Here is a 20,960-nt window from a genome sequence, read left to right as displayed (position 1 = left end):
TTTGCCCCTCTAAAATCCGATACTTATAGCAGAAACAGGAAACCCAGATGAAGAATATATTCGTGATTTCACTCTTACTCCTCTTATCCTTTGCGGGACTCCAAGCGGGAAAATCCCAAGGCGTCGTGGAAGAATTCAACAAGGTCGAAGAATTCAATAAAAACATAAAACTTTCGGATTCAGTCAAAAAAGCGACCCTCGAAAAGAATCTGCTTTCCGCGGTGAAATATACGCTTCATCACAGATATCTCGAATACAAAGAGATCACCAAGGACCTGAACGCGGAAACCATGCTCTACGAACCTCAAAAAGGGACATATACGGTTTATGTGAAGTTTAAGAAGTATCTGTTCTTTTACAGTTTCAAAATGGATCCGGAAATCTATCTGCAAACTCCGGAAAACGAAGTTTTCTATCTTCGTCCGGAAAATCTCGACGATCCTCACAAGGAAAGCGCGGCTACTCCGGATAAAACCGGAAAGTAATTCTTCCCGAGTATTTTCTTTTTTGGATTCGATTCAATATCTCCAGCCCGCCGTGGACGCCGTCCTTGAAGCGGGCAAAATCGTATTAGAAATCTATCATTCGGATTTTAAGGTTACGGATAAGGGAAAAAACGATCCCGTAACCGAAGCGGACGTGAAAGCCGGTCAGCATATCACCGGGCGACTTGCGTTTACGAAGATTCCGGTTCTCTCCGAAGAGGATTCTGAGAGAAAGGATATTTCACAACTTCCCGCTGCTTGGATCTTGGATCCGATCGACGGAACTCGTGAATTCGTTCATAAAAATCCGGAGTTCGCCATCAGCTTGGGTCTTTCGATCGGAGGTAAGGCGGTTTTAGGAGTCGTTTTCAATCCAGTAACCCGCGAACTGATCTACGGCGTTACAAACTTCGGTGTCGCTTATCAAATCGTCGATCCCGACCGGAATGTTTACCCGATTCGAACGGAATCTCTTTCCAAGATGCTCGAGAGTTCCGAACCCGCCCATAAGATTCTGGTCTCTCGAACCGAGGAACGGGAAGGGTTGTTTCGTTCCGCGGTCGTTCCCGAGGGTTGGGAATTTTCGGCGATGGGATCGATTGCCTATAAGCTCGGTTTGGTGGCCGCCGGAAAGGCCGCGCTCTCGATTTCCCTGAAGCCGAAAAACGAATGGGATATCTGTGCGGGAATCGCGCTTATCTTGGCGTCCGGAGGCGCGGATTTGGAGATTCGTTCGGGTAAACCCTATTTGTTTCAGACGGTTTCCGGAAGAGGGGAAGGTTTGATCGCGGGACATTCCCCATCTCTCGAACAAGTTTGGGAAAAATCGAAATCAAACTTTCAATCCGGTCTCCGCGACTGGAATTAAAAACGCCATTTATATACGGTCAATGATATGAAAAAAAAGGAATATTCAAAAACCCAAATACAACCGATCCGAATCGGAGTCGACGCGCGTCCGTTTTCCACGCCCGTTTCCGGCGTGGGGAAAATGATTCACAGCGCATTGCTCGATCTGGGTAAGGATCCGAGTTTCGAGTTTTATCTTTTTTCCCACCGGGATCTTCATCCGAGTTACGCCGATCTTTTGAATCTTCCCGGAATCAAGTTCGTCAAGGGAGAAGGGATTCTTTCCAAAAAAGGAGGGCTTTACTTTGCGATCGCTCTTCCTCTTCAATTGAGAAAGATTCCGCTCGACCTTTTTTGGGGAACACAACAGGTGTTTCCCCCGTTTCTATCCAAAAAGACCGCGACCGTCCTGACCTACAACGATCTTGTAGCGTATCGTTTTCCGGATACGATGCGGACACTCGCGAGAATCCAACAGAAATTCTATCTTTCCCGTTCGATTCGGCGTGCGGATAAATTGCTTCCGATTTCACAATCGACGGCCGACGAGGTTTCCTCCTTTTTCGGAATTCCACCGGAAAAAATGCAGGTCGTTTATCCGGGAATCGAACTTTCCGAGTTTCAAGGTTTGCTCAAACAAAAACCGGGAGAACGCGTAAAATCCCTTCCGAAAAAATACTTTCTTTCCGTTTCCACCGTGGAACCGCGGAAGAACTATCAGTTTCTATATCGAGCCTATTTAGAATATTCAAAAAATGTAAATAAGAATCGGCGGTATTCCTGGGTGATCGGCGGAAAGGCGGGCTGGGAAGATCCCGCTTTCATCGAACTTCTTCGCAGCGAAGAAAGCAAGGCAGCGGGAATTCTCTGGATCGAAAGTCCCTCGGACGTTGAACTCGCCCACATGTACAAAGGATGTTCGTTGTTTTTATTCTCTTCCTTGTACGAAGGATTCGGAATTCCTCTTCTCGAAGCTTTGAGTCTGCAAAAACCGGCGATCGTGACCGATCTTTCCGTGTTTCGCGAAATCGGAGGAAGTAAAATCCGTTATCTGGAGTTGAAGGAACCGTTGTGGACGTCAGCGCTTTTGGAGTTTTCCAAAAAGCCGTATTCGGGGGCGAAGGTCGAACTTCGGAAATTCTACCGAAGCGTCGCGGCAAAAACGATCGCGGATCAGATTCGAGCGGTTCTCAAATCGAAAACCACTTCTTCCAGCCGCTAAGCCGGTTTAACGTACCGGAAAATTCCAGTCCGATTTTCGAATCGATCTGAAGGTGAATTCTTTGCCGATCAAGGGGTTGCAGGCGAACGCCGACTTCCGAATCTCCGTCCTGAAATCCCAGATAATCGGGCTGAAACTCGAGTTTTCGTTTTTTTTTCGAGTCGGCCGGTGTTTCGTCTAACGGAATCAGAAACGTTTTGGATTCTTCCTTTCCTTTGAGAAGAATCGCGATACCGTTCTCCTTGATTTCCAACCGCGCTTTTCGGTTCGTTTCCGAAAAATACGGCTCTTTCTGCGCAGGAGTGGAGATCATTCCCGCACCGGAAAAAAGATCGTTCTTAAAATAACCTAAGAATTCTTCGCGACCTGAGAAGTAATTGTAAAAGACCGGATTCACTGGAGCTGCTCCTAATTTGAACGCACCCCTTGCGTTGGAAAGATTTTTTCCTTTTCCATTCTTTCCCTTTCTTTTAAGATGATGGATGTGATGCGCATTTTCCGGACGATTTTCCCCATCGTTTTTTTATTGTTATCCGCTTGTAATTCCTCCAAGGAAGAATCCGTTCTTTACAAACTTTCTTTGTATGATTTGGAGGGCCGTTCCATTTCTCTCAAAGAATATAAGGGAAAGGTTTTGCTTTTGGACGTTTGGGCTTCTTGGTGCGAACCTTGTAAGGATGCGGTTCCCGTGTTGGAAAAACTTTCCAAAGATTTGCAAGGGAAGAATGGAGTTCTTCTTGGGATCAACACCGAACCGGAACTTTCCAAAGAGGAACATATCAAAGCCGCGAAAGAGTTCGGCATGACGTATCCTTTTTATGTGGATAAGGATTTTGCGTTCGTGAACGAGTATAAGGTGGAAGGTCAACCAGCTTTGATCGTCTTTAGTCCTTCGGGAACCTTGTTGAAAGTTCAGTACGGAATCAGGGACCGGGATTATCCGAAACTCAGAGCGAGTTTTTCCAATTGGTTCAGTGCACCATAATTTTGCATAACAAGCCAAATAAATAGGATCTTCTCCGGCGCATTTTGAAAAAAAGGGTTTATTTCTCAGGTTCCCTATTTACCGTTGAATCCTCGTCCGGCAGCTTCTATGTCGGAATCCCTAAGTTGTTATAACAAAAGATATCAGGAGTTAAATGAGTTTCATGGCGGAGAATTTAGCGCAGCTATTTCGCGAATCTGCGGAAAAATTCCGGGACCTACCGGCTTTCTTTTCCAAAGATTCTAAAAAGGAATATACCCCGACTACTTACGGTCAACTGTACGAGCAAGGAATCCAACTTGCGGAAGCTCTGATCGAACTGGGAGTTCAACAGAGACAAAGAGTGGGTTTACTTGCGGATAACCGTATCGAATGGATTATCGCGGATTACGGCGTAATTCTTGCGGGCGCGGCAGACGTTCCTCGTGGAACCGATATTACGGATTCCGAAATCGTTTATATTCTCAATCACTCGGAAGTGGAAGTCGTTTTCGTTGAAAATGATAAGATGCTCGAAAAGTTCAACCGCAACAAATCGCAGTTAACGAACGTAAAGACCATCATCCTGATGGATCCGGCGAGTTCCGCTCCGGGCGTTTTGAAAATGCAGGATCTGATTGAAAAGGGTAAGAAACTGCGCGAAGGCGGTTCTAAAAAAGCGGAAGAAAGAATTGCCGCGATTTCACCCGAAGATCTTTTCACTCTCATTTATACTTCCGGAACCACGGGACTTCCGAAAGGCGTTATGTTGAAACATTCCAACATGATGCACCAGGTGAACCACGTAAGCCCGATGCTGAACATCAAATCGAGCGCACGTCTTCTTTCCATTCTTCCGATCTGGCACGTGTTCGAACGCGTCGTAGAATATGTTTGTCTCGGACTCGGTGCGGCGACGTATTACACGAACGTTCGCGATCTTCGTCAAGATTTGGCGACCGTTAAACCTACGTTTATGGGTTCCGCTCCAAGGCTTTGGGAAAACATTTACAACGGGATTTATACAAGAATCAATGATCCCGCACAGACTCCTGCGCTTCGTAGAGGTCTTTTCAAACTCGCGTATTTCTTTTCCAGCAAAAAGAATCAAGCGGTTCGTTTCTTGAAAGGAATCGAAGTGGATTATACCGGAAGAAATCCGATCGGATCTTTCTTTTACGGAATTCTTATGGTGATTCAGTTCCTTCTTACGGGACCGTTCACTCTTACGATCCTCGCGGGCGCGTTAGGCGCTTATCTTGCAGGAACCGATCTGTATTTCTTAAGTTCTCCGCTTTATACGATAGCAGGGCTTGCGGTTCTTCTGAACAGCTTTACTCTGGACCGAATCGTTTTGGCGAAAATCAGAGCGGCTACGGGAGGACAACTCAAGGCGTCCATCTCCGGCGGGGGCGCGCTTCCGCGACACGTGGATGAATTTTTCGGAAACATCGGGATCAACGTTTTGGAAGGTTACGGTATGACCGAAACTTCTCCCGTGATTTCCGTAAGAACGTTCGAAAAACTCATCATCGGTTCCGTTGGTGTGATCGTTCCAAAAACGAAACTCCAGATCCGAAACGACAACAACGCAGTATTGACCGAAATCGACGAAAACGGCCAGATTACGCAAGGAAAGCTCGGACTCAAGGGAATCGTTTTCATCAAGGGACCTCAAGTGATGAAGGGATACTTCAAAAACGAAGAGGCGACTTCCAAGGCGATTTCCGACGGCTGGATGAACACCGGCGATATGGGGATGATCAACTTCAAAAAGACCCTGACTCTTACCGGTCGCGCGAAGGACACAGTCGTACTTCTCGGCGGCGAAAACGTGGAGCCGGTCCCGATCGAAAACAAACTTCAAGAATCCACTTATATCAGCCAATGTATGGTGATCGGTCAGGATCAAAAGAATCTGGGAGCGATCGTTGTTCCCGATTTCGAAAAACTCCAGGAATGGGCAAAAGAAAACGGAATCAACGAAACAAGCAACGAGAAGTTGATCGAAAATCCGAAGATTTACGATCTTTTCAGAAAGGAGATCAAGGCGTTGAACAACACGAAAAACGGGTTCAAATCTTTCGAACAGGTGACTCCTTTTATTCTGATCGCGAAGCCGTTTGAAGTGGGCGATGAACTCAACAACATGATGAAGATGAAACGCCACGTAATCACGGAAAAATACAGCGATAAGATCAAGAAAATCTACTCTACCAACCAAGATTAGAAGTTTTCGATCTTTTGATCGTTTTAAAGCCGGCCGATTTCGGTCGGCTTTTTTATTTCTTCTGAGAATTTGCGGTCGTACCGATAGAATTTGTATATGGCCGGTACTCAGAAAAAAATCCAGAAATCCTCCGTATTTTCTCCTTCCGGACACGGGGATTTATACGCGCTCGACAATCTCTATCTTTCTCCGCTGCGGGAAAACGAGGTCTGGGATTTGTCCAACATAAGCGTGTTTTCTCCGTTGAATTTCGGATTTCTTTGTATGAGATCGGTTCTGGCCGCTCACGCCGAATCGAAGATCGCCGTTCAAGGAATGAGTTCCGGATTTATCCGAGGGCTTTCCAAAATCGACGGATTTGAAAATTGGGATCTTTTTGAATCGAAGGGATTTGTTCCGAAAGTTTTCGGAACGACGTTTCCGATGAGCATGAATTCATCCATCCACGAAATTCTCAACCCGGCGCTCGCGAGTTATGAAAAGGAACTTTTCGAAGAATGGAATCCGAAAGCGGTCACTCTCACAGGCAAATGGGAAAACCGGGAAATTTTGATCGCGGGCGCGGCGCTTCCCGAAGACGAAAAAAATCTTCCGAAATTATTGAAGGAACTCATCCAAACCTTTTCCGGGAAAAGCGGAAAATTCTATCTGAGAACCGATAAACATTCGTATCTTTGTCTCAAAAAGGAAAAAGAAAGTCTCGGCCCCGTTTTCTTTCAGGAAAAGGAGAAACACTGGGATTCTTTCGTTTTCCTAATATTAGAAATCGAGAATATTTAACTCAGGTGTTTGCTGAAGAGGAACGCTTCGATATTTTCGTAGTTTTCCTCTTCCGAAAGTTCGAGAATTTTTTTTACCAATGTCCCCGCCTGGTGAAGCGAAATCGAACGGATGATTTTTCGGATCGGATTTAAAAACGGAATCGAAACGGAAAGATCGCGAATCCCGATTCCGACCAGAAAGATCGTAAAGTTCGTATCCGAAGCGAGTTCCCCGCAAAGACTCAACGGTTTATCGTAATCCCGCGAAACTTCCACGATTCGGATCAAGGCCCGTAAAAACGCGATGTGATACGGATTGTAAAGGGAAGATACGTGGATGTTGTTTCGATCCACGGCCATGATATATTGCAAAAGATCGTTGGTTCCCACGGAAAAAAAGTCCGCTTCTCTCGCGATCAAATCCAACGCGGAAACCGCCGCGGGAGTTTCGATCATCGCACCCACCTTGATCTTCTTATTGTATTTTTCCTTGTTTGCCGCGAGTTTGCGTTTGCAATCTTCCAAGAGCGCCCGGGTTCGAACGATTTCGGCCGGACCGGTGATCATCGGCAGAAGAATGTTCACGTTTCCGTACGCCGAGGCCCGCAAAATCGCTGTTAGTTGCTCGGAGAACCATTCTGGATTGGACAGGGAATAACGGATTCCTCTGTTCCCGAGGAACGGATTTTCCTCCAATTCTCCCGTGGAAAATTTGTCGGCTCCGATGTCGAAGGTTCGGATCGTTACCGGTTTGTCTTCCATTCCTTCCGCGATCGCTTTGTAGGCGAGAAACTGTTCCTCACCGGAAACGTTGCTGTCTTGGTATTTTAAGAATAAGGATTCGCTTCGAAATAATCCGACTCCTTCCGCACCGAACTTCAGCGCTTGCTCGCAGTCGAGTTCCGTTTCGAGATTGCATTTGATTCGAACCCGGATTCCGTCCTTGCTGACGGCTCGCATTTTTTTCGTGCCGCTTTCTTCCACGGGATAAACGGAAGAGAAGCCGTAGTATTTCACTTCTTCCAGTGTGGGGAAGCGAATCGCGTTTCCGGATTCCGCATCCAAAAAGATGAATTCGTTGTCTTTGACGTAAGAGGAAAAATCCTTCAAACCTACGATCGTAGGAATCCCGTAGTTTCTCGCGAGGATCGCCATGTGACCGGTTTTTCCTCCGAGGTCGGTTGCGATTCCGCGGATTCTCGTTTTGTCCATGAGAATCATCTGAGAAGGGGTGAGTTCTCTCGCGACTAAAATGAGATCTTCCTTCAAACCGGACAGGAAAGAATCCTCTTCCTTTTTACCGGCGATGAATTCGATCAGACGATTGGAAACGTCCTGAAAGTGATCGACTCGTTCTCGGAAGAATTCGTTTTCGATGGCTCTGAATTTTTCGGAGATTTCGTGTGTGACGTTTTGTACGGCGAGAATCGCGTTCTCTCCGAGTTCGGATATTCTCTTTCGAACCGAAGTCGCAAGGCTCGGATCGGAACAGATCATCGCCTGTGTTTCTAAGATTTCCTGAACTTCTTTGTGATCGGAACCGGACGCTTCGACCGAGGTGATTAAGATCCGAAGACTGTGAAGGCTTTCCTCCAGAGCGACGTCGAACTTTTCGAGTTCGTGTTCTTTTTCGGATTCGTGAATATACGTTCCGGTGAGAATGGTGTTTCGTTTTTTTCCGGTCTTAAGGACCTTACCGTATAGCTTTCCCGGAAAGGCCGTAATTCCTGGAAAAACTGTACGTTTGGATGGAATCATTCTGTATGGAACGAGTTCAAACTCGACTACAGAATTCTCGAAAAGAAGAATCTGACAATTCTTTTCTGAAGAGAAAATGGGAACGAAAAATCCCTCCGACCCTTAGAGGGTTTCAGGGAAAATCCCCCGACAGACCGCAGGTTTTACAGAGACGACGATCTTATACGACCGCCGCTTTCCGCTTGAAAAGAGGAATTCTCCTGCTTTTGTATTTGCTGATCTCGTCTCCCGTGACACTGCTCATAACGAGCTTTGCCATGGATATATCAAGAGCGTGTCCCGCTTTGGAAGCGAGATAATGGCCGATGATCGGACGGCCCGCGATTGAAATATCGCCGAATAAATCCAAAATTTTATGACGAACGCATTCGTTTTCAAAACGGAGCTGCTGGTTCAAATATCCGTCTTGCGTCAAAACGATCGCGTTGTCTAGGGAACCTCCCATCGCCAATCCTCTGGCTTGGAGCGCTTCCACGTCTTTTAAAAAGCCGAAGGTTCTCGCAGGGAGAATCTCCTCTTTGATCTTTTCTCTGTCGAGGGAGATCGTGATGTTTTGTCCTTTGAGGAGCGGGTGGTTGAAGTCGATGGTGTATGTTACTTTGAGTTCGTTGCTGGGAAGAAGGACGAGGTATTTGTCTCCGTCTACGACCCAGAGAGGGTTTTGAACGTAGATCGGTTCGACGATTTCCGGATATTCCACGATTCCCGCCGATTCCAACGCTTGCAGGAACGGGAGAGAAGAACCGTCCATGATCGGAACTTCCACCGCGTCGATTTCCAGAATGAGATCCGTTAAACCGAGTGCATAAACCGCCGCCAAAAGATGTTCTACGGTTTGGATTCTATGAAGGCCGTCGCCTAAGGTAGTCGCGTTACTCGTATCAACGACGTTGCTGAGTTCCGCAGGAATCGAGGCTCTATCCTCGCCCTTACGGTATTCGAAAAGGATTCCGGTGCCGGAAGGTGCCGGATGAGCGATCAGATTCACTTCCTTTCCGGAATGAAGTCCGATCCCCTTGATTCTAACCGTATCTCGTATGGATCTTCTATAGATAGTTTCTTTCATAGTTTTGTATTTCGATTTTCCGAAGACCCTCTTTTGGAAAGACGGTCCTCCGGGATTCGAAGTTCGCTTTTGTATTTGCAAGAGACAAAATTCCGATTGTTTTTGAGATTCGATCTCTTGTCCCAGTAACCCTATTAAGCAAACTCTATGCCAAAGTACGTAGGAAAACCGGTTTTTTCAGGCTTACAAACCGAGGTTTACGGAGCAATCCGACATAATTCGAAATAAATTTCCGACAAACTGTCTCTTTTTTGCAACTGTGTATCTGTACGAACACAGGTTATGGTCCCATTGAATCACCAAGGTAGTTCTTCACCGTTCTGATGAAAAAACTTTCCGGAATTGCTTAGATTCAAGGACTCGATCCGTTCCACAAGGCCCTGAGCGCTTTCTTCCGGAGAGATTCCCTGTCCTCCGGTCATCTGTGTCGCGACCATTCCGGGGTGAAAGATCCCGACGGAGATTCCCTTAGGGCTCAAATCGCGGGCAAGGCTGACCGCGATCGCGTTTAAGGCGGCTTTGGAAGCGCGGTATCCGTAATACGAACCGGAGCTATTGTCTCCGATTGAACCCATTCGGCTCGTTAAGAAGACAAGTTTTGCGTTCGGGTTTAAATGAGGAAGCAGAGCCTTGACCATCTTGAGAGGTCCCAAAGCGTTTACTAAGAATTGAGTGAATACGTTTTCCTCATCCAGACTTTGCAGGTTGTCCGGAATCAAAATTCCCGCGTTGTTGATGAGAATATCGATTTTGGTATCGAGCAGTTTGGAGGACAAGGATCGGACCGAATTGGAATTCAAAACGTCCACTCCGTCGAGAATGCGGGTCGGTTTGATTTTGACCAGATCCGAAGAAGACTTTCTGCAAAGAGCGAAAACCCGATCCCCTTTGGATAAAAACAGTTTGGTAAGTTCCAAACCTATGCCGCGATTGGAACCCGTAATGAAAACGTTTCTTTGAGTCATATTGCCTTCCAAACTAAGAATCGCGAACCGTTCTGGAAGCACTTTTCCGATTGACGTTCAGGTCAATTTATTTACATTGCTGCTTCTATGAATTACGAGATCATTCACAAACCTTCGTATTCTTTTCTTAAAGTAAAACTATCACCGGGGCAAACGATCAAAGCCGAAGCGGGCGCGATGGTATATATGACTCCCGGAGTGGACGTCGAAACGAAAATGGGAAGCGGATTTTTATCCGCGCTCTCGAGGAGATTTTTCGGGGGAGAATCCTTCTTTTTCAACGTTTTCAAAGCTCCTTCCGCCGGCGCCGAAATCGGACTTGCGCCCGAACTTCCCGGAGACGTGGTCGGAGTCGATCTGACCGACACGGGCTTGATCGTGGAGGCGGGAGCGTATCTTGCCTCCGACGAGACGATCACCATGAAACCGAAGTTCGGCGGACTCCGTTCCTTTTTCGGAGGAGAGGGAGTTTTTCTTTTGGAGATTCTCGGAAAAGGAAAACTCTTCTTAAACGCATACGGAGGAATTCTCCCGATCGACGTGCAAGGATCGTATACGATCGACACGGGGCACGTTGTGGCGTTCGATAAAAGTCTTCAGTATAAAATCGCAAAGGCCGGCGGAAGCTGGAAGTCCACTCTGTTCGGCGGAGAAGGACTCGTAATGGAATTTTCCGGTCACGGAAAAGTGTTGATCCAAACGAGGGTTCCATCGGGATTCTTGTCCTGGCTCACGGGCCTTTTGCCTCAATAAGGAAAACTGAATATTATGAATATTGAAATTCTAAGCAAACCATCCTACAGCTTTGCGAAGGTTCTTCTAAACGGCGGAGAATCGATCAAAGCGGAATCCGGTTCCATGATGTCCATGAGTTCGGGGATCACGATCCAGACTCACAAGGCGCAACAAGGCGGATTCTTAAAGAGTCTAAAGGCGGCGTTTCTTGGCGGAGAATCCTTCTGGATGAACACGTTCACCGCTTCTTCCGGAAACGGAGAGGTTCTGCTCGCGCCGACTCTTCCGGGAGACGTGGAACGAATCGAATTGGCCGGAACGGTCTACGTCCAATCCAGTTCCTTTCTCGCTTCTTCTCCGAACATAGAAATGGATACGAAGTTTCAAGGTTTGAAAGGATTTATCAGCGGAGAATCTCTCTTCTTTCTCAAACTTTCCGGAAACGGTCCCTTGCTCATTTCGAGCTACGGTGGAATCGATGTCCTCAATGTAGACGGAGAAATGATCGTGGACACGGGTCATATCGTCGCGTTCGACGAAGGCTTGAACTACGAGATGACCAAGTTCGGCGGATGGAAGTCCTTCTTTTTAGGCGGAGAAGGATTTGTGGCTCGATTCAAGGGAAAAGGCCGCGTTTGGATTCAATCCAGAAACGTTCCTTCGTTGGGAAGTTGGTTTAGAGATCAACTGCCTCCGATCAAAAGATAAGGGAGAAAGATCGTGAAACACGAAATATTATTAAAACCTGATTTTCCAATCGTACAAGTCCAACTCGAAAACGGAGAATCCATCCGCGCCGAGTCGGGCGCCATGGTCGCGATGAGCCCGACAGTCAAGATGGCTACGAAAGCCGAAGGAGGAATCTGGGCTTCCGCCAAACGCGCGTTACTCAGCGGAGAATCCTTTTTTCAAAACACTTTCAAAGCGGAAGGCGGAACCGGGACGCTCTTTCTGACGAGCGCCACCCAAGGCGATATCGAATACAGAAAAATGAAAGGAGAAGAACTCATCCTAAGCCGAGGCGCGTATGTGGCCGGTTCGGAATCTCTCGCGATCGACAGCAAGTGGGGGGGATTCAAAGGATTCTTTTCCGGAGAAGGTTTATTCTTTTTGAAAGTGAGCGGATCGGGAGATCTTTTCTTCTCGAGCTTCGGAGCGATTCATACGATCGACGTCAACGGACAATACGTAGTGGACACGGGTCATATCGTCGGGTTCGAAGGAACGTTGAATTATACGATCCAAAAGGTGGGCGGTCTTAAATCCTTATTCTTGAGCGGAGAAGGTTTGGTCGCGGTTTTTTCGGGAAGCGGTAAGTTGTATATTCAATCCAGAAACCAAAACTCGTTTGCCGGCTGGGCCAATCAGTGGAGAAGAGTGGAGCGTTCTTCCTCTTCGAGTTGATTGTTTGTTGTTTTAGAACGAGTTCTTTCGAAAAAGCCCGCGGTTTCGCGGGTTTTTTTGTATCGAATTCAGAACAGATTCCGGTTCCGAATTTCGTCGGGAGACGCGAATCAAACCTCGTTTTTGCGGAAATTGTTTCCTCTCGAAGATTTTTCGTCTTAGGGGATTCCCGCATTAGGGAGATTCCCTATAGACGAACCGTTCTCCCTAGGTTAAGATCGTTCCAGGCTAGAAGGGTCTTAAGCGATAGGAGGCCTTCCATGAAGGCGAACGTAAAATCATTGTTTCTGCATTGCAGTTTAGCGGGAATGGCGCTTTTATTCTGCGCGGGTTGTTACACGGGACCGTATCGTTATTACGATCAATGCCAGATGGGTTCCACGTATTCCCGTCCCTGCGATCGTTATCTAAACGATTACGGATACGGGGGAGGTTATGGATATCGCCCGTACCAGAATTACTACTTTAGACAATATCCGTATTACAACAATGCGGGCGGTGGGGGCGGACACAATCCGTTTCACGTTCCATCAGGAAGGTATCACAATATCGGAAGACCTTCCAAGTGGAAACTTTAATAGAGTCGAGTCCGGCACAGGATTTTGAATTTTTCGATTTCGGTTTGAGATTTGTCCGAAACTTAAGACTGTGGGAACTCCTGCGAATTCTCCCGTATTACGAAAGACTGTGGGAACTTCTACAGTACACTGGCACTAAAGACGGGGAATGTCATTGAGACGCGCTCTAAGATCGTAATAGTTCCCACAAGTACAGTCTATTTTACGCTTCTTGGTTTTTCAAAGACAGTTTCATCGATTGAAAAAAGAAGGAGTTCCCACATATTCCGGTATTGGGACAAACTCTTAATTTCTACCTTGATAACCGATCACGTCCATAAAAGCGGAAACCGAAAAGACCGCCTTTCCCGGACCCGGTTCGCCGTAACCGGGAGGAACCGGTAGATTATACTTTTCGAATGTAGCCTTCCAGACGGTCAAAAGTTCGCAGAAATATTCCAAAGGCGGACCCGCTTGGGTTCCGAGAGTCGTGTACGGTTCGGGACACCAGGCAGTGAACCGAGGCATGATTCCTTTCGACATGAAAAAGTCCAAACCTTCCCCCGTAGAGGCGATCGCTTCCGAAACGGTCGCGAAACCGTACGGTTTGGAAAGTTCCACGCCGCCCACAAAGTTCGGAATCACATACGAAGGTCCGAATACTTCCGCGGAATCGACGACTCTGCGAATCCAATTGTCCCTTCCGATGTAAGCTTCCTTACCCGGACAAATCTTTTGAAATAAATTTTTATCCCAGACTTCGTAGTTCGGATGATAGACTTGAATTCCCGCGTCTTTGAATTTTTGACAGTCCTCGATTTCCCAGGCTTGCGAAACGATTTTGCCCATCCATCTACCGGGAAACTTCGACTCGATCGCTTGTGCGTAATCTAGATAAAAATCGATTTCGTTTTTTTTCTTTAAGGAGGTGATCACGCTTCCGCCGGTGATCGTATAAACTTTCGCAGTTCTGTCTTCCGCATCGATCCAGGAAAGAACTTCGAGAATGTCTTCTATGTCCTTGACGCCCGTATACGGACGACCCGCGTTCTTCTGTTGACGATAGTTGTGATTGATGTCGCAGTACGCGCATTCCTCTTCCTTACCGAAATACTGACAGTTTCTGAAAACGGTAAGATAAATCAGATAACCCCATTCGATGACGGGAGCGATCTCGCCTGGAATTTTTCCGTTCTTTGTTTTATGACGATACCAAGCGGGAAGAGGAGGAAACTCCACGTTTCCTAAAAACGTTTCCCCGAGATACAAAGAGGGTTTTCCATCCGGAGACTTTTTCACTTTATACGGAGAATTCGGATTATTGCGCGTGGAGATTACGGTCGGAAGAAGATTGAAATGTCCCCCCGAAACTTTGATTTCCTCCGGCGCCTTCACGTCCGCGCCTTCTCCGAGTTCGGAAAGAGGAATATGATCAAAGGAGAATATAAAGTAGTCCTTGGTTTTGTATTCGCCCGAAACTTCGAAGGCTTCTTTGAGAAAATGGATTCCTTGTCTAAGAATATCCTGTTTCACGATGGCTTCCATCGGAATGGATTTGTATTTCCTCTCCATTTCTTCCAGGAGGGGAATCGTAGAACTTTGGCGGATTGAATCGGTAGCTTCCATCTTGATTAGACAATATCCCGAGCGGAACGGAAATGACACGCAGTTTTTTCCGGGAAAACCATCCTGGGTAACGGGAGAATTCTTCCCAGCGATCCGATCGAACCGTTGCAAACGGCCGAATCCAGTAAAAAGAAGAAATCGGAATTCCGATTGACCGATCCCGGAAAGCCCTTAGGAAGGACGGATGATTTTTCCGCGTTTTACCGTAATCTTTCACCTGGGAATTTTGGCGATTCTCCTGTTCCATTCTCCCGGAATTGCAAAAACAAAGAAACCCTCCGCTGCGAACCTTCCTCCGAAAAAGAACGTTCCCTCGGCGGAAGTAGTTCCCTGGTATGCGAGCGTAGCCGACGGTTTTCAAGAACCGACGGACATTCAATTTATTCCGGGGAATTCGAACCGGATGATCGTTTTGGAAAAACGCGGTAGGCTCGTCGAAGTCGATTTAACGACAAAGGTGAAAACACTTCGCGCGGATTTTACCGGCCAAGTCGAAACCCGATCGGAAGAAGGACTTTTGGGACTTGCATTTTCACCCGACTTTGCAACGGATTCGAAATTCTTCGTCAACGTGGTCGTAAAAGAAGGCGGTAAAGATTATACCAAGGTTCTCGAATTTGAATGGAAGAATGACGCGGTTCAAAAACTCGAGGATGCAAAACGAACTTTGTTCAAAGTAGAGCAGCCCTATTCGAATCACAACGGGGGACAACTTGCGTTCGGACCCGATCGTAAGTTGTACATCGGTTTTGGAGACGGGGGCGGGGCCAATGATCCTTATAAAAACGGACAAAATTCCCGAACCTTCCTCGGAAAATTGCTTCGCATTCTACCCAACCCTCAAAGTTCCGGCGCACCGTATAAAATTCCGGAAGACAACCCGTTTGTGAACCGTCCCGGGTTTTTGCCGGAGATCTGGAGTTACGGACTCCGAAATCCGTGGAGGTTCTCCTTTGATTCCGCGACCGGCGAACTCTACTTAGCCGATGTCGGTCAGAACGAATTCGAAGAAATCGATCTGATTCAGAAAGGGAAAAATTACGGATGGAATATTAAGGAAGGATTTCATTGTTTTAAGAAGAATCCGGACTGTTCCAATCCGCAGCTTGTCGATCCCATTCACGAATATCCGAGGGAAGAAGGCCAATCGATAACGGGCGGTTACGTCTATCGGGGAAAGGAACTACCTAAATTAAGTGGGGGTTATATTTACGGAGACTTTGTGGCGGGAAAAGTCTGGATTTTAAGACAAAAGAACGGTAAAAAGATCTCGAACGAGTTGTTGTTTCGTGTCCCGTTCCAAATCAGCACTTTCGGCCAGGACGGCGCTGGAGAGTTGTATTTTGCCGATTTCGGGTCAGGAAATATCTTTCGCATAATAAAAAAAAATTGAAAGATTTGGAAAAAGCGATTCTATTGTCTGTTGAGAAACAATAGATAGAGGCTGCCTACCACCGCAGTCCTGTTATCAATCCAATCTTAAGGAAAATGGGTATGAAGAAGCTCTTAATCGTTTCCTCAATCGTTTTGACCGCCGGTGTTCTGGTGTTCAGCGCTTGTAAGAAACCTACTGAAAATTCCCAGGCAGCCGATACCGGTAAAGCAAACAGCCCTTCGGCTGTTGTTGTGTTCAGCGTTGGAGAAGCTAAAATTCTTCACGCGGATCTTACCGAAGAAAAAGCTACTTTAGGCGCAAGTCTGAAGACCGGCGACAAAGTCAGCACGAAAGACAAATCCAAAGTTGATATTCAATTTGCGGACGGTTCCGCGATTCGTATCTCTGAAAACTCAGTGATCGACTTTGACGGACTTTCGATCAACTCCAAAGGAAACTCCGATACAAGACTGGCTCTTGTTTCCGGAAAAGTTTTCGCGAAAGTCAACAAGGCTTCCAAAGAAGACCAGTTCTCCGTGGTTACTCCGACCGCGATCGCTGGTGTGCGCGGAACATCCTTTATCGTAGAGAGATCTAAATCCGACAAAGCTGTCGTAAAAGTTTTGGACGGAGCGGTTGCGGTTGCTCCTCGTGTTGCGGCACTTGAAGGATTGAGCGACGAAGAGATCGCAAAGGACGAAGATCTGAAAAAGATCCAGCAATCCGTTGCTTCTTCCGAAATCGTTTTGGAAAAGAACCAAGCGTCCGTGTTGAAAGCGGATGATAAATCTTTGGAAGCGAAAGACGCTTCTAAAATCAGCGAAAAGAATATTAGTGGCGTCGTAAAGAAACTGGATAATTCCGGAATCTCCAAGAAAGAAGAAGAAGAGATCAGAACGATCGTAACCGTGGACAAAGACACGACGGAAAAGATGGTTCGTATCAACGAAGAATCTTCCGGAAAGGTTGACGAACAAAAAGCGGCCGCTCTGGAAGCTGAGAGAAAGAAACTCGAAACAGAAGTTGCATCTCGTCAAGAAGAAGAAGCTAAGAAATTCAAACAAATCCTGATCTCCGCTCCGAAAGAGCTGAAATCCAGCAAGGATATCGTAAGCTACTACGAAAGAATCGAAAAGATCATCATGACTGACGGATCTTCTATGATCGGTGCAATCGTGGATCAACAAGGATCAACGATGATCGTTCATACCGAACAAGGTATCAAGAAGATCAATCAAGCGGATGTTCAAGAAGTAATCTACGACTTCCAAACGAAAGCTAAATTCTGATAACAGTGACTGAACCTGAAATCAGGTGGAAAAAACCCGGGCGTAAAACCTCGGGTTTTTCTTTGTACGACTGCACTCGGGTTCTTATCCATTTCTTCGGAAAAGAAAATCCATGATTATGAAATAAGCTCTGATAGCCGTCTTCTATCACTACGACTTCGTTTCACGATTTCAGATTTTGCGGAGTTTTTTGCGCGAGGATCTTTGAATCGGAGGAAAAATCAACCCTCGAACTTTTGATTCCATAGAATCAAAATCGATTCTAAGATTTCTTCCATATCGATCAGCATTACCTTTTTTTCCCAATGAAGAATCATTTTATTCTTACCAAAGCGATTGATTTCCGCCCAATGCGCTTCCAGGTTCGGAATCAGATTGATCGTCTTTTCCAAAAGATCCTTCACTTCGGAACGGCTGACGGGACCTTGTTTATCGGAAAGATAGGAAATGATGGAATGATAGAGGAGTCTCTTAATGTCTTCAGGCGGGGGACCGAAGTGTTCTACGGATTCCATGAGACTTGCTCGTCCGCGTGATAAGAGCTTCTGACCAAAGGCCCCGAATACACTCCCTTCAACCCGATCGACTTACCGTAAATTCTCAATTCTTGAAACACTTCGGGAAGAATGTATTCTTTTACCGGAAGATGCGTCGGAGTCGGTTGCAGATATTGTCCCAGAGTCAAAAGAGAAACGCCGACTTCTGCTAAGTCTAACATACATTCTTTGACTTCTTCCACGGTTTCGCCCATTCCCAAGATCAGACCGCTTTTCGTCAAAAAACCGCGTTCAGACGCGATCTTTAAAACTTCGAGAGAACGTTCGTATTTTTTCTGAGGGGCAACTTCGGGAAACAGACGTTTGACGGTTTCTACGTTGTGATTGAAAACGTCAGGCTTGCTTTTGAAAATAATTTCCAAGGATTCTTGTTTTACTTTGAGATCGGGAACGAGCAATTCGATCTTGCAATCGGGAAGTCCCGCTCGAATCGCTTCCACCGTTTCCGCAAAATGTGCGGCGCCTCCGTCTTCCAAATCGTCCCGGTTTACGGCCGTGATCACAACGTGTCTTAGCCCGAGCGCGATCGCCGATTCGGCGACTCGTTTCGGCTCGTCCCGATCTAAAGGTGCCGGTTTGCCGGATGCAACGTCGCAATAGGAACAACGTCGCGTGCAGATATCGCCTCCCAACATATAAGTCGCCGTTTTACGGGACCAACAGTGATTTAAGTTCGGACAAGAAGCGCTTTCGCAGACCGTATTGAGTTTTTTTTCTTCTAAAGAATCGCGAACGATCGCGACGGTGTTGTTTTGGCGATCGGGAAAGATAAGCTTTACTTTGAGCCAATCCGGTTTTTCCGGCGCTTCCTGAATCGAATGAGTACGCGGCTTTTTTTTGAGAGGGTTCATACAATACGGGTCCGAAAAAACGGAGCTTTCCCTTCTATCCTGCCGCGAAGGAGGACGAGGTCAACGAAAGTTTTGGGTAGAAGATTTTTTGAAACATTTCGGAATGGAAGAATCCATGCAATCCAAGGATGATCGGAACACCCCGGAAGGAATTCGTCTCAATCGCTTTCTCGCGGATTGCGGACTCGGTTCGAGAAGAAAGGTCGAGGAAATCATTCTCGGCGGTCAGATCGTGATCAACGGAAAAAAGGTCACCGATCTAGGAACCCGTGTGAACCCGGAAACGGACGTTGTCTCTTACCGAGGTGATATACTTCGACAGGGAACGGAGCCGAAACAACTTCTGATCCTGAACAAACCGGTCGGCTATCTCTGTTCGCATCAAGATCGTTTTCATGAAAAAACGGTATTCTCCCTTCTTCCTTCCGCCTTTAAAAATTATAAAATCGCGGGCCGATTGGATTTGAACTCCAGAGGGCTTTTGATTTTAACCAACGACGGCGATTTAGCACAGAGAATTTCACACCCGTCCAACGGTTCCGAAAAGGAATACCTCGTAACTCTCAAATACGATCCGGGAGAAAAGCAGATTCAGGCGGCGTTTCAAAAAGGGATTTTGGATGCAGGGGAAATTCTGCGTGCAAAGATGGTTAAACTCGTTCCCGGGAAGAGTTGCGTATACCGCGTCATTCTCGGGGAAGGAAAAAAAAGACAGATTCGAAGGATGTTTCACGCATCCGGTGCGAGCGTGGTGGATCTGCAAAGAATCCGCGTAGGTTCGATACGACTAGAAAAGCTGGGTTTGGAAGAAGGTAAATTCCTTCTCCAAGACGCAGGGGTTTGGGAATGAATTTTATCAGCATAGAATTTCTTTTATTTTTTTTGGTGTTTTATCTTCTTTACTGGAACGTTCCGGAAAAGAGCCGAAAGTTTCTTTTGATTCTGGGTTCTGCATTCTTTTATTCGGTATTCAGTCTTAACTTTCTGTTTCATTTGATTCTGGTGGTTTTTGCGAACTGGGCGCTTTACCGCTATTGCCGCGAAAAGTCCTGGTATGTAAAGGCCGCGGTGGTTTTAAATCTTCTCAACTTAGGTTTATTCAAATATTTTTATTTACTCATGGAGTTTGTCGGGTTCGTTTTATCGATTCCCGCGCTTCAGGAAAAAACCGCGCTCGACGCTAAGGTTTCCGCTTTGTTCGGCCTTACCGGTTTCGAAGTCGTGTTGCCCGCGACGATCAGTTATTACACGTTTCAGTTGATTTCTTTGGCGGTGGATTCCAAGCGGGAAGGGTTTAACAAGAATGTCGGTTTAACGGATTTCTTTTCGTTTATCTTTTTCTTTCCCGTGATGATCGCGGGTCCGATTTTACGTTTCGATCAAGTCCGGGATCAGTTCGCGGCTCCTACGATGACCCCGTCTAAAATGATCGACGGTCTTTGGCTTTTTCTGCGAGGACTTGTAAAAAAAGGACTTTTGTCCGCCGCGATTTTGCCTTTGATCGCGCCCGCATTTTTATCACCGAAGGACTATTCCGGAATCGCGCTCCTTTTGACCTGCTTTTTGTTCGCGGCCAATCTTTACTTCGACTTTTCGGGGCTCACCGATATGGCGCGCGGAATCGGAAAATTGATGGGATTCGATCTTCCCGAAAACTTCAAGGCTCCGTTTTTCTTTCAGAGTTTCGGGGATCTATGGAGAAGATGGCACTTAACGTTTTCCTATTGGATTCGCGATTACATCTACATTCCGTTAGGCGGGTCTCGAAAGGGAGAATTCAGAACCGCCGTGAACTTTATCGTTACGTTTATGTTAGGCGGACTCTGGCACGGTGCGAACCTGAACTTTTTGATCTGGGGTCTCTTGACGGGAGTTTATCTTTCCTTGGAACGATTGTTTGAAGTGAAGAATTGGAACGTTCTTCCTGAAATCCCGTATGTCAAAGCGACTCTCCGTTACTTGTTCGTTCTGCTTGTGTATTCGATTTCATGGACTTTCTTTTTCACCCCTGATTTCAACTCCGCGCTCTCGTCCATCGGAAGAATCCTTACCTTTCAGAGCGGTCAAGCTCTGGCCGGTTTGGAAACGGGAGTGTATATGCTTCTCTTCGTTTTCTTGTTCCACGTCGGTGAAGAATGGCCGGAGCGTTTTTCCGTTCCCGAACTTTGGAGAGCGAGACTTTTACCGATCTTGGGACTTCTGATTCTTTTTATCATGGTCGGAATGAACGCGGGTAATGCGGACTTCTTTTACTCAAGGTTTTAAA

Annotated in this window: 21 protein-coding genes; 14 read left to right on the top strand and 7 right to left on the bottom strand. The window is 46.6% G+C overall.

Features of this window, described 5'->3' with window-relative positions:
- Nucleotides 1–47: 47 nt before the first annotated feature.
- Genes LFX25_RS10005 through LFX25_RS09995 form a run of 3 tightly spaced genes read left to right on the top strand, consistent with a single transcriptional unit; the run spans nt 48 to nt 2,556 of the window.
- A complete protein-coding gene (locus LFX25_RS10005; protein WP_135779721.1) occupies nt 48–485 on the top strand; it encodes an LIC11625 family surface-exposed protein in 438 nt (145 codons plus the stop codon).
- A gap of 22 nt (nt 486–507) precedes the next feature.
- On the top strand, nt 508–1,353 hold the full coding sequence (locus tag LFX25_RS10000) for a 3'(2'),5'-bisphosphate nucleotidase CysQ (protein ID WP_238730111.1): 846 nt from the start codon (nt 508–510) through the stop codon (nt 1,351–1,353).
- A 27-nt stretch (nt 1,354–1,380) separates the two neighbouring features.
- Nucleotides 1,381–2,556, top strand: coding sequence for a glycosyltransferase family 4 protein (locus LFX25_RS09995; RefSeq protein WP_238730110.1), 1,176 nt, complete (start codon nt 1,381–1,383; stop codon nt 2,554–2,556).
- On the opposite strand, the gene LFX25_RS09990 is transcribed toward LFX25_RS09995, so the two are convergent.
- Entirely contained in the window at nt 2,525–2,953 is a 429-nt protein-coding gene (locus LFX25_RS09990; RefSeq protein ID WP_238730109.1) for a hypothetical protein, read from the bottom strand. The two genes, LFX25_RS09995 and LFX25_RS09990, sit on opposite strands and share 32 nt — an antisense overlap.
- Before the next feature lie 90 nt (nt 2,954–3,043).
- Between LFX25_RS09990 and LFX25_RS09985 the strand changes: the two genes are divergently transcribed.
- The 3 genes from LFX25_RS09985 (at nt 3,044) to LFX25_RS09975 (ending at nt 6,530) form a co-directional block, all read left to right on the top strand.
- The gene (locus LFX25_RS09985) at nt 3,044–3,541 is read left to right on the top strand and encodes a TlpA disulfide reductase family protein (RefSeq protein ID WP_238730108.1); all 498 of its coding nucleotides are present in this window, start codon (nt 3,044–3,046) and stop codon (nt 3,539–3,541) included.
- A 163-nt stretch (nt 3,542–3,704) separates the two neighbouring features.
- Nucleotides 3,705–5,750, top strand: coding sequence for an AMP-dependent synthetase/ligase (locus LFX25_RS09980; protein ID WP_238730107.1), 2,046 nt, complete (start codon nt 3,705–3,707; stop codon nt 5,748–5,750).
- A gap of 96 nt (nt 5,751–5,846) precedes the next feature.
- A complete protein-coding gene (locus tag LFX25_RS09975) occupies nt 5,847–6,530 on the top strand; it encodes an LIC11631 family protein (RefSeq protein ID WP_238730106.1) in 684 nt (227 codons plus the stop codon).
- On the opposite strand, the gene ptsP is transcribed toward LFX25_RS09975, so the two are convergent.
- The 3 genes from ptsP to LFX25_RS09960 form a co-directional block, all read right to left on the bottom strand.
- On the bottom strand, nt 6,527–8,269 hold the full coding sequence (gene ptsP, locus LFX25_RS09970) for a phosphoenolpyruvate--protein phosphotransferase (RefSeq protein ID WP_238730105.1): 1,743 nt from the start codon (nt 8,267–8,269) through the stop codon (nt 6,527–6,529). The genes LFX25_RS09975 and ptsP overlap by 4 nt on opposite strands.
- Before the next feature lie 160 nt (nt 8,270–8,429).
- A complete protein-coding gene (gene lpxC, locus LFX25_RS09965; protein WP_238730104.1) occupies nt 8,430–9,335 on the bottom strand; it encodes a UDP-3-O-acyl-N-acetylglucosamine deacetylase in 906 nt (301 codons plus the stop codon).
- Nucleotides 9,336–9,631: 296 nt separating this feature from the next.
- Entirely contained in the window at nt 9,632–10,300 is a 669-nt protein-coding gene (locus tag LFX25_RS09960) for an SDR family oxidoreductase (RefSeq protein WP_238730103.1), read from the bottom strand.
- An 87-nt stretch (nt 10,301–10,387) separates the two neighbouring features.
- On the opposite strand from LFX25_RS09960, the gene LFX25_RS09955 reads away from it, so the two are divergent.
- The 4 genes from LFX25_RS09955 to LFX25_RS09940 all read left to right on the top strand — a co-directional run bounded on the left by LFX25_RS09955 (nt 10,388) and on the right by LFX25_RS09940 (nt 13,017).
- Nucleotides 10,388–11,053 (top strand): TIGR00266 family protein, encoded by a 666-nt coding sequence (locus tag LFX25_RS09955; protein ID WP_238730102.1) that lies wholly within the window; start codon nt 10,388–10,390, stop codon nt 11,051–11,053.
- A 15-nt stretch (nt 11,054–11,068) separates the two neighbouring features.
- Nucleotides 11,069–11,743: a TIGR00266 family protein gene (locus LFX25_RS09950; protein WP_118955720.1), complete on the top strand. Its 675-nt coding sequence runs from the start codon at nt 11,069–11,071 to the stop codon at nt 11,741–11,743.
- A 12-nt stretch (nt 11,744–11,755) separates the two neighbouring features.
- Complete coding sequence (locus LFX25_RS09945) at nt 11,756–12,439, top strand: TIGR00266 family protein (protein WP_238730101.1); 684 nt, start codon at nt 11,756–11,758, stop codon at nt 12,437–12,439.
- 260 nt (nt 12,440–12,699) lie between these two features.
- The gene (locus tag LFX25_RS09940; RefSeq protein WP_238730100.1) at nt 12,700–13,017 is read left to right on the top strand and encodes a hypothetical protein; all 318 of its coding nucleotides are present in this window, start codon (nt 12,700–12,702) and stop codon (nt 13,015–13,017) included.
- 285 nt (nt 13,018–13,302) lie between these two features.
- On the opposite strand, the gene LFX25_RS09935 is transcribed toward LFX25_RS09940, so the two are convergent.
- On the bottom strand, nt 13,303–14,622 hold the full coding sequence (locus tag LFX25_RS09935; protein WP_238730099.1) for a radical SAM protein: 1,320 nt from the start codon (nt 14,620–14,622) through the stop codon (nt 13,303–13,305).
- 184 nt (nt 14,623–14,806) lie between these two features.
- On the opposite strand from LFX25_RS09935, the gene LFX25_RS09930 reads away from it, so the two are divergent.
- Together LFX25_RS09930 and LFX25_RS09925 are read left to right on the top strand one after the other, a co-directional pair.
- Nucleotides 14,807–16,015, top strand: coding sequence for a PQQ-dependent sugar dehydrogenase (locus tag LFX25_RS09930; protein WP_238730098.1), 1,209 nt, complete (start codon nt 14,807–14,809; stop codon nt 16,013–16,015).
- Nucleotides 16,016–16,116: 101 nt separating this feature from the next.
- A complete protein-coding gene (locus tag LFX25_RS09925; protein ID WP_238730097.1) occupies nt 16,117–17,286 on the top strand; it encodes a lipoprotein LipL45 in 1,170 nt (389 codons plus the stop codon).
- 221 nt (nt 17,287–17,507) lie between these two features.
- Here LFX25_RS09925 and LFX25_RS09920 read toward each other — a convergent pair whose 3' ends face one another.
- A complete protein-coding gene (locus tag LFX25_RS09920; RefSeq protein WP_238730096.1) occupies nt 17,508–17,801 on the bottom strand; it encodes a hypothetical protein in 294 nt (97 codons plus the stop codon).
- Nucleotides 17,789–18,694, bottom strand: coding sequence for a lipoyl synthase (gene lipA, locus LFX25_RS09915; RefSeq protein ID WP_238730095.1), 906 nt, complete (start codon nt 18,692–18,694; stop codon nt 17,789–17,791). Before lipA ends, LFX25_RS09920 begins: the two co-directional genes overlap by 13 nt.
- A 115-nt stretch (nt 18,695–18,809) precedes the next feature.
- Between lipA and LFX25_RS09910 the strand changes: the two genes are divergently transcribed.
- Complete coding sequence (locus LFX25_RS09910) at nt 18,810–19,544, top strand: pseudouridine synthase (protein WP_238731566.1); 735 nt, start codon at nt 18,810–18,812, stop codon at nt 19,542–19,544.
- The gene (locus tag LFX25_RS09905) at nt 19,541–20,959 is read left to right on the top strand and encodes an MBOAT family O-acyltransferase (RefSeq protein ID WP_238730094.1); all 1,419 of its coding nucleotides are present in this window, start codon (nt 19,541–19,543) and stop codon (nt 20,957–20,959) included. Before LFX25_RS09910 ends, LFX25_RS09905 begins: the two co-directional genes overlap by 4 nt.
- Nucleotide 20,960 lies beyond the last annotated feature (1 nt).

This window comes from Leptospira sanjuanensis (assembly GCF_022267325.1).
Classification (GTDB): Bacteria; Spirochaetota; Leptospiria; order Leptospirales; family Leptospiraceae; genus Leptospira; species Leptospira sanjuanensis.
The sequence above is the reverse complement of the archived record's forward strand: the minus strand, read 5'-3'. Positions and strand labels throughout refer to the sequence as shown.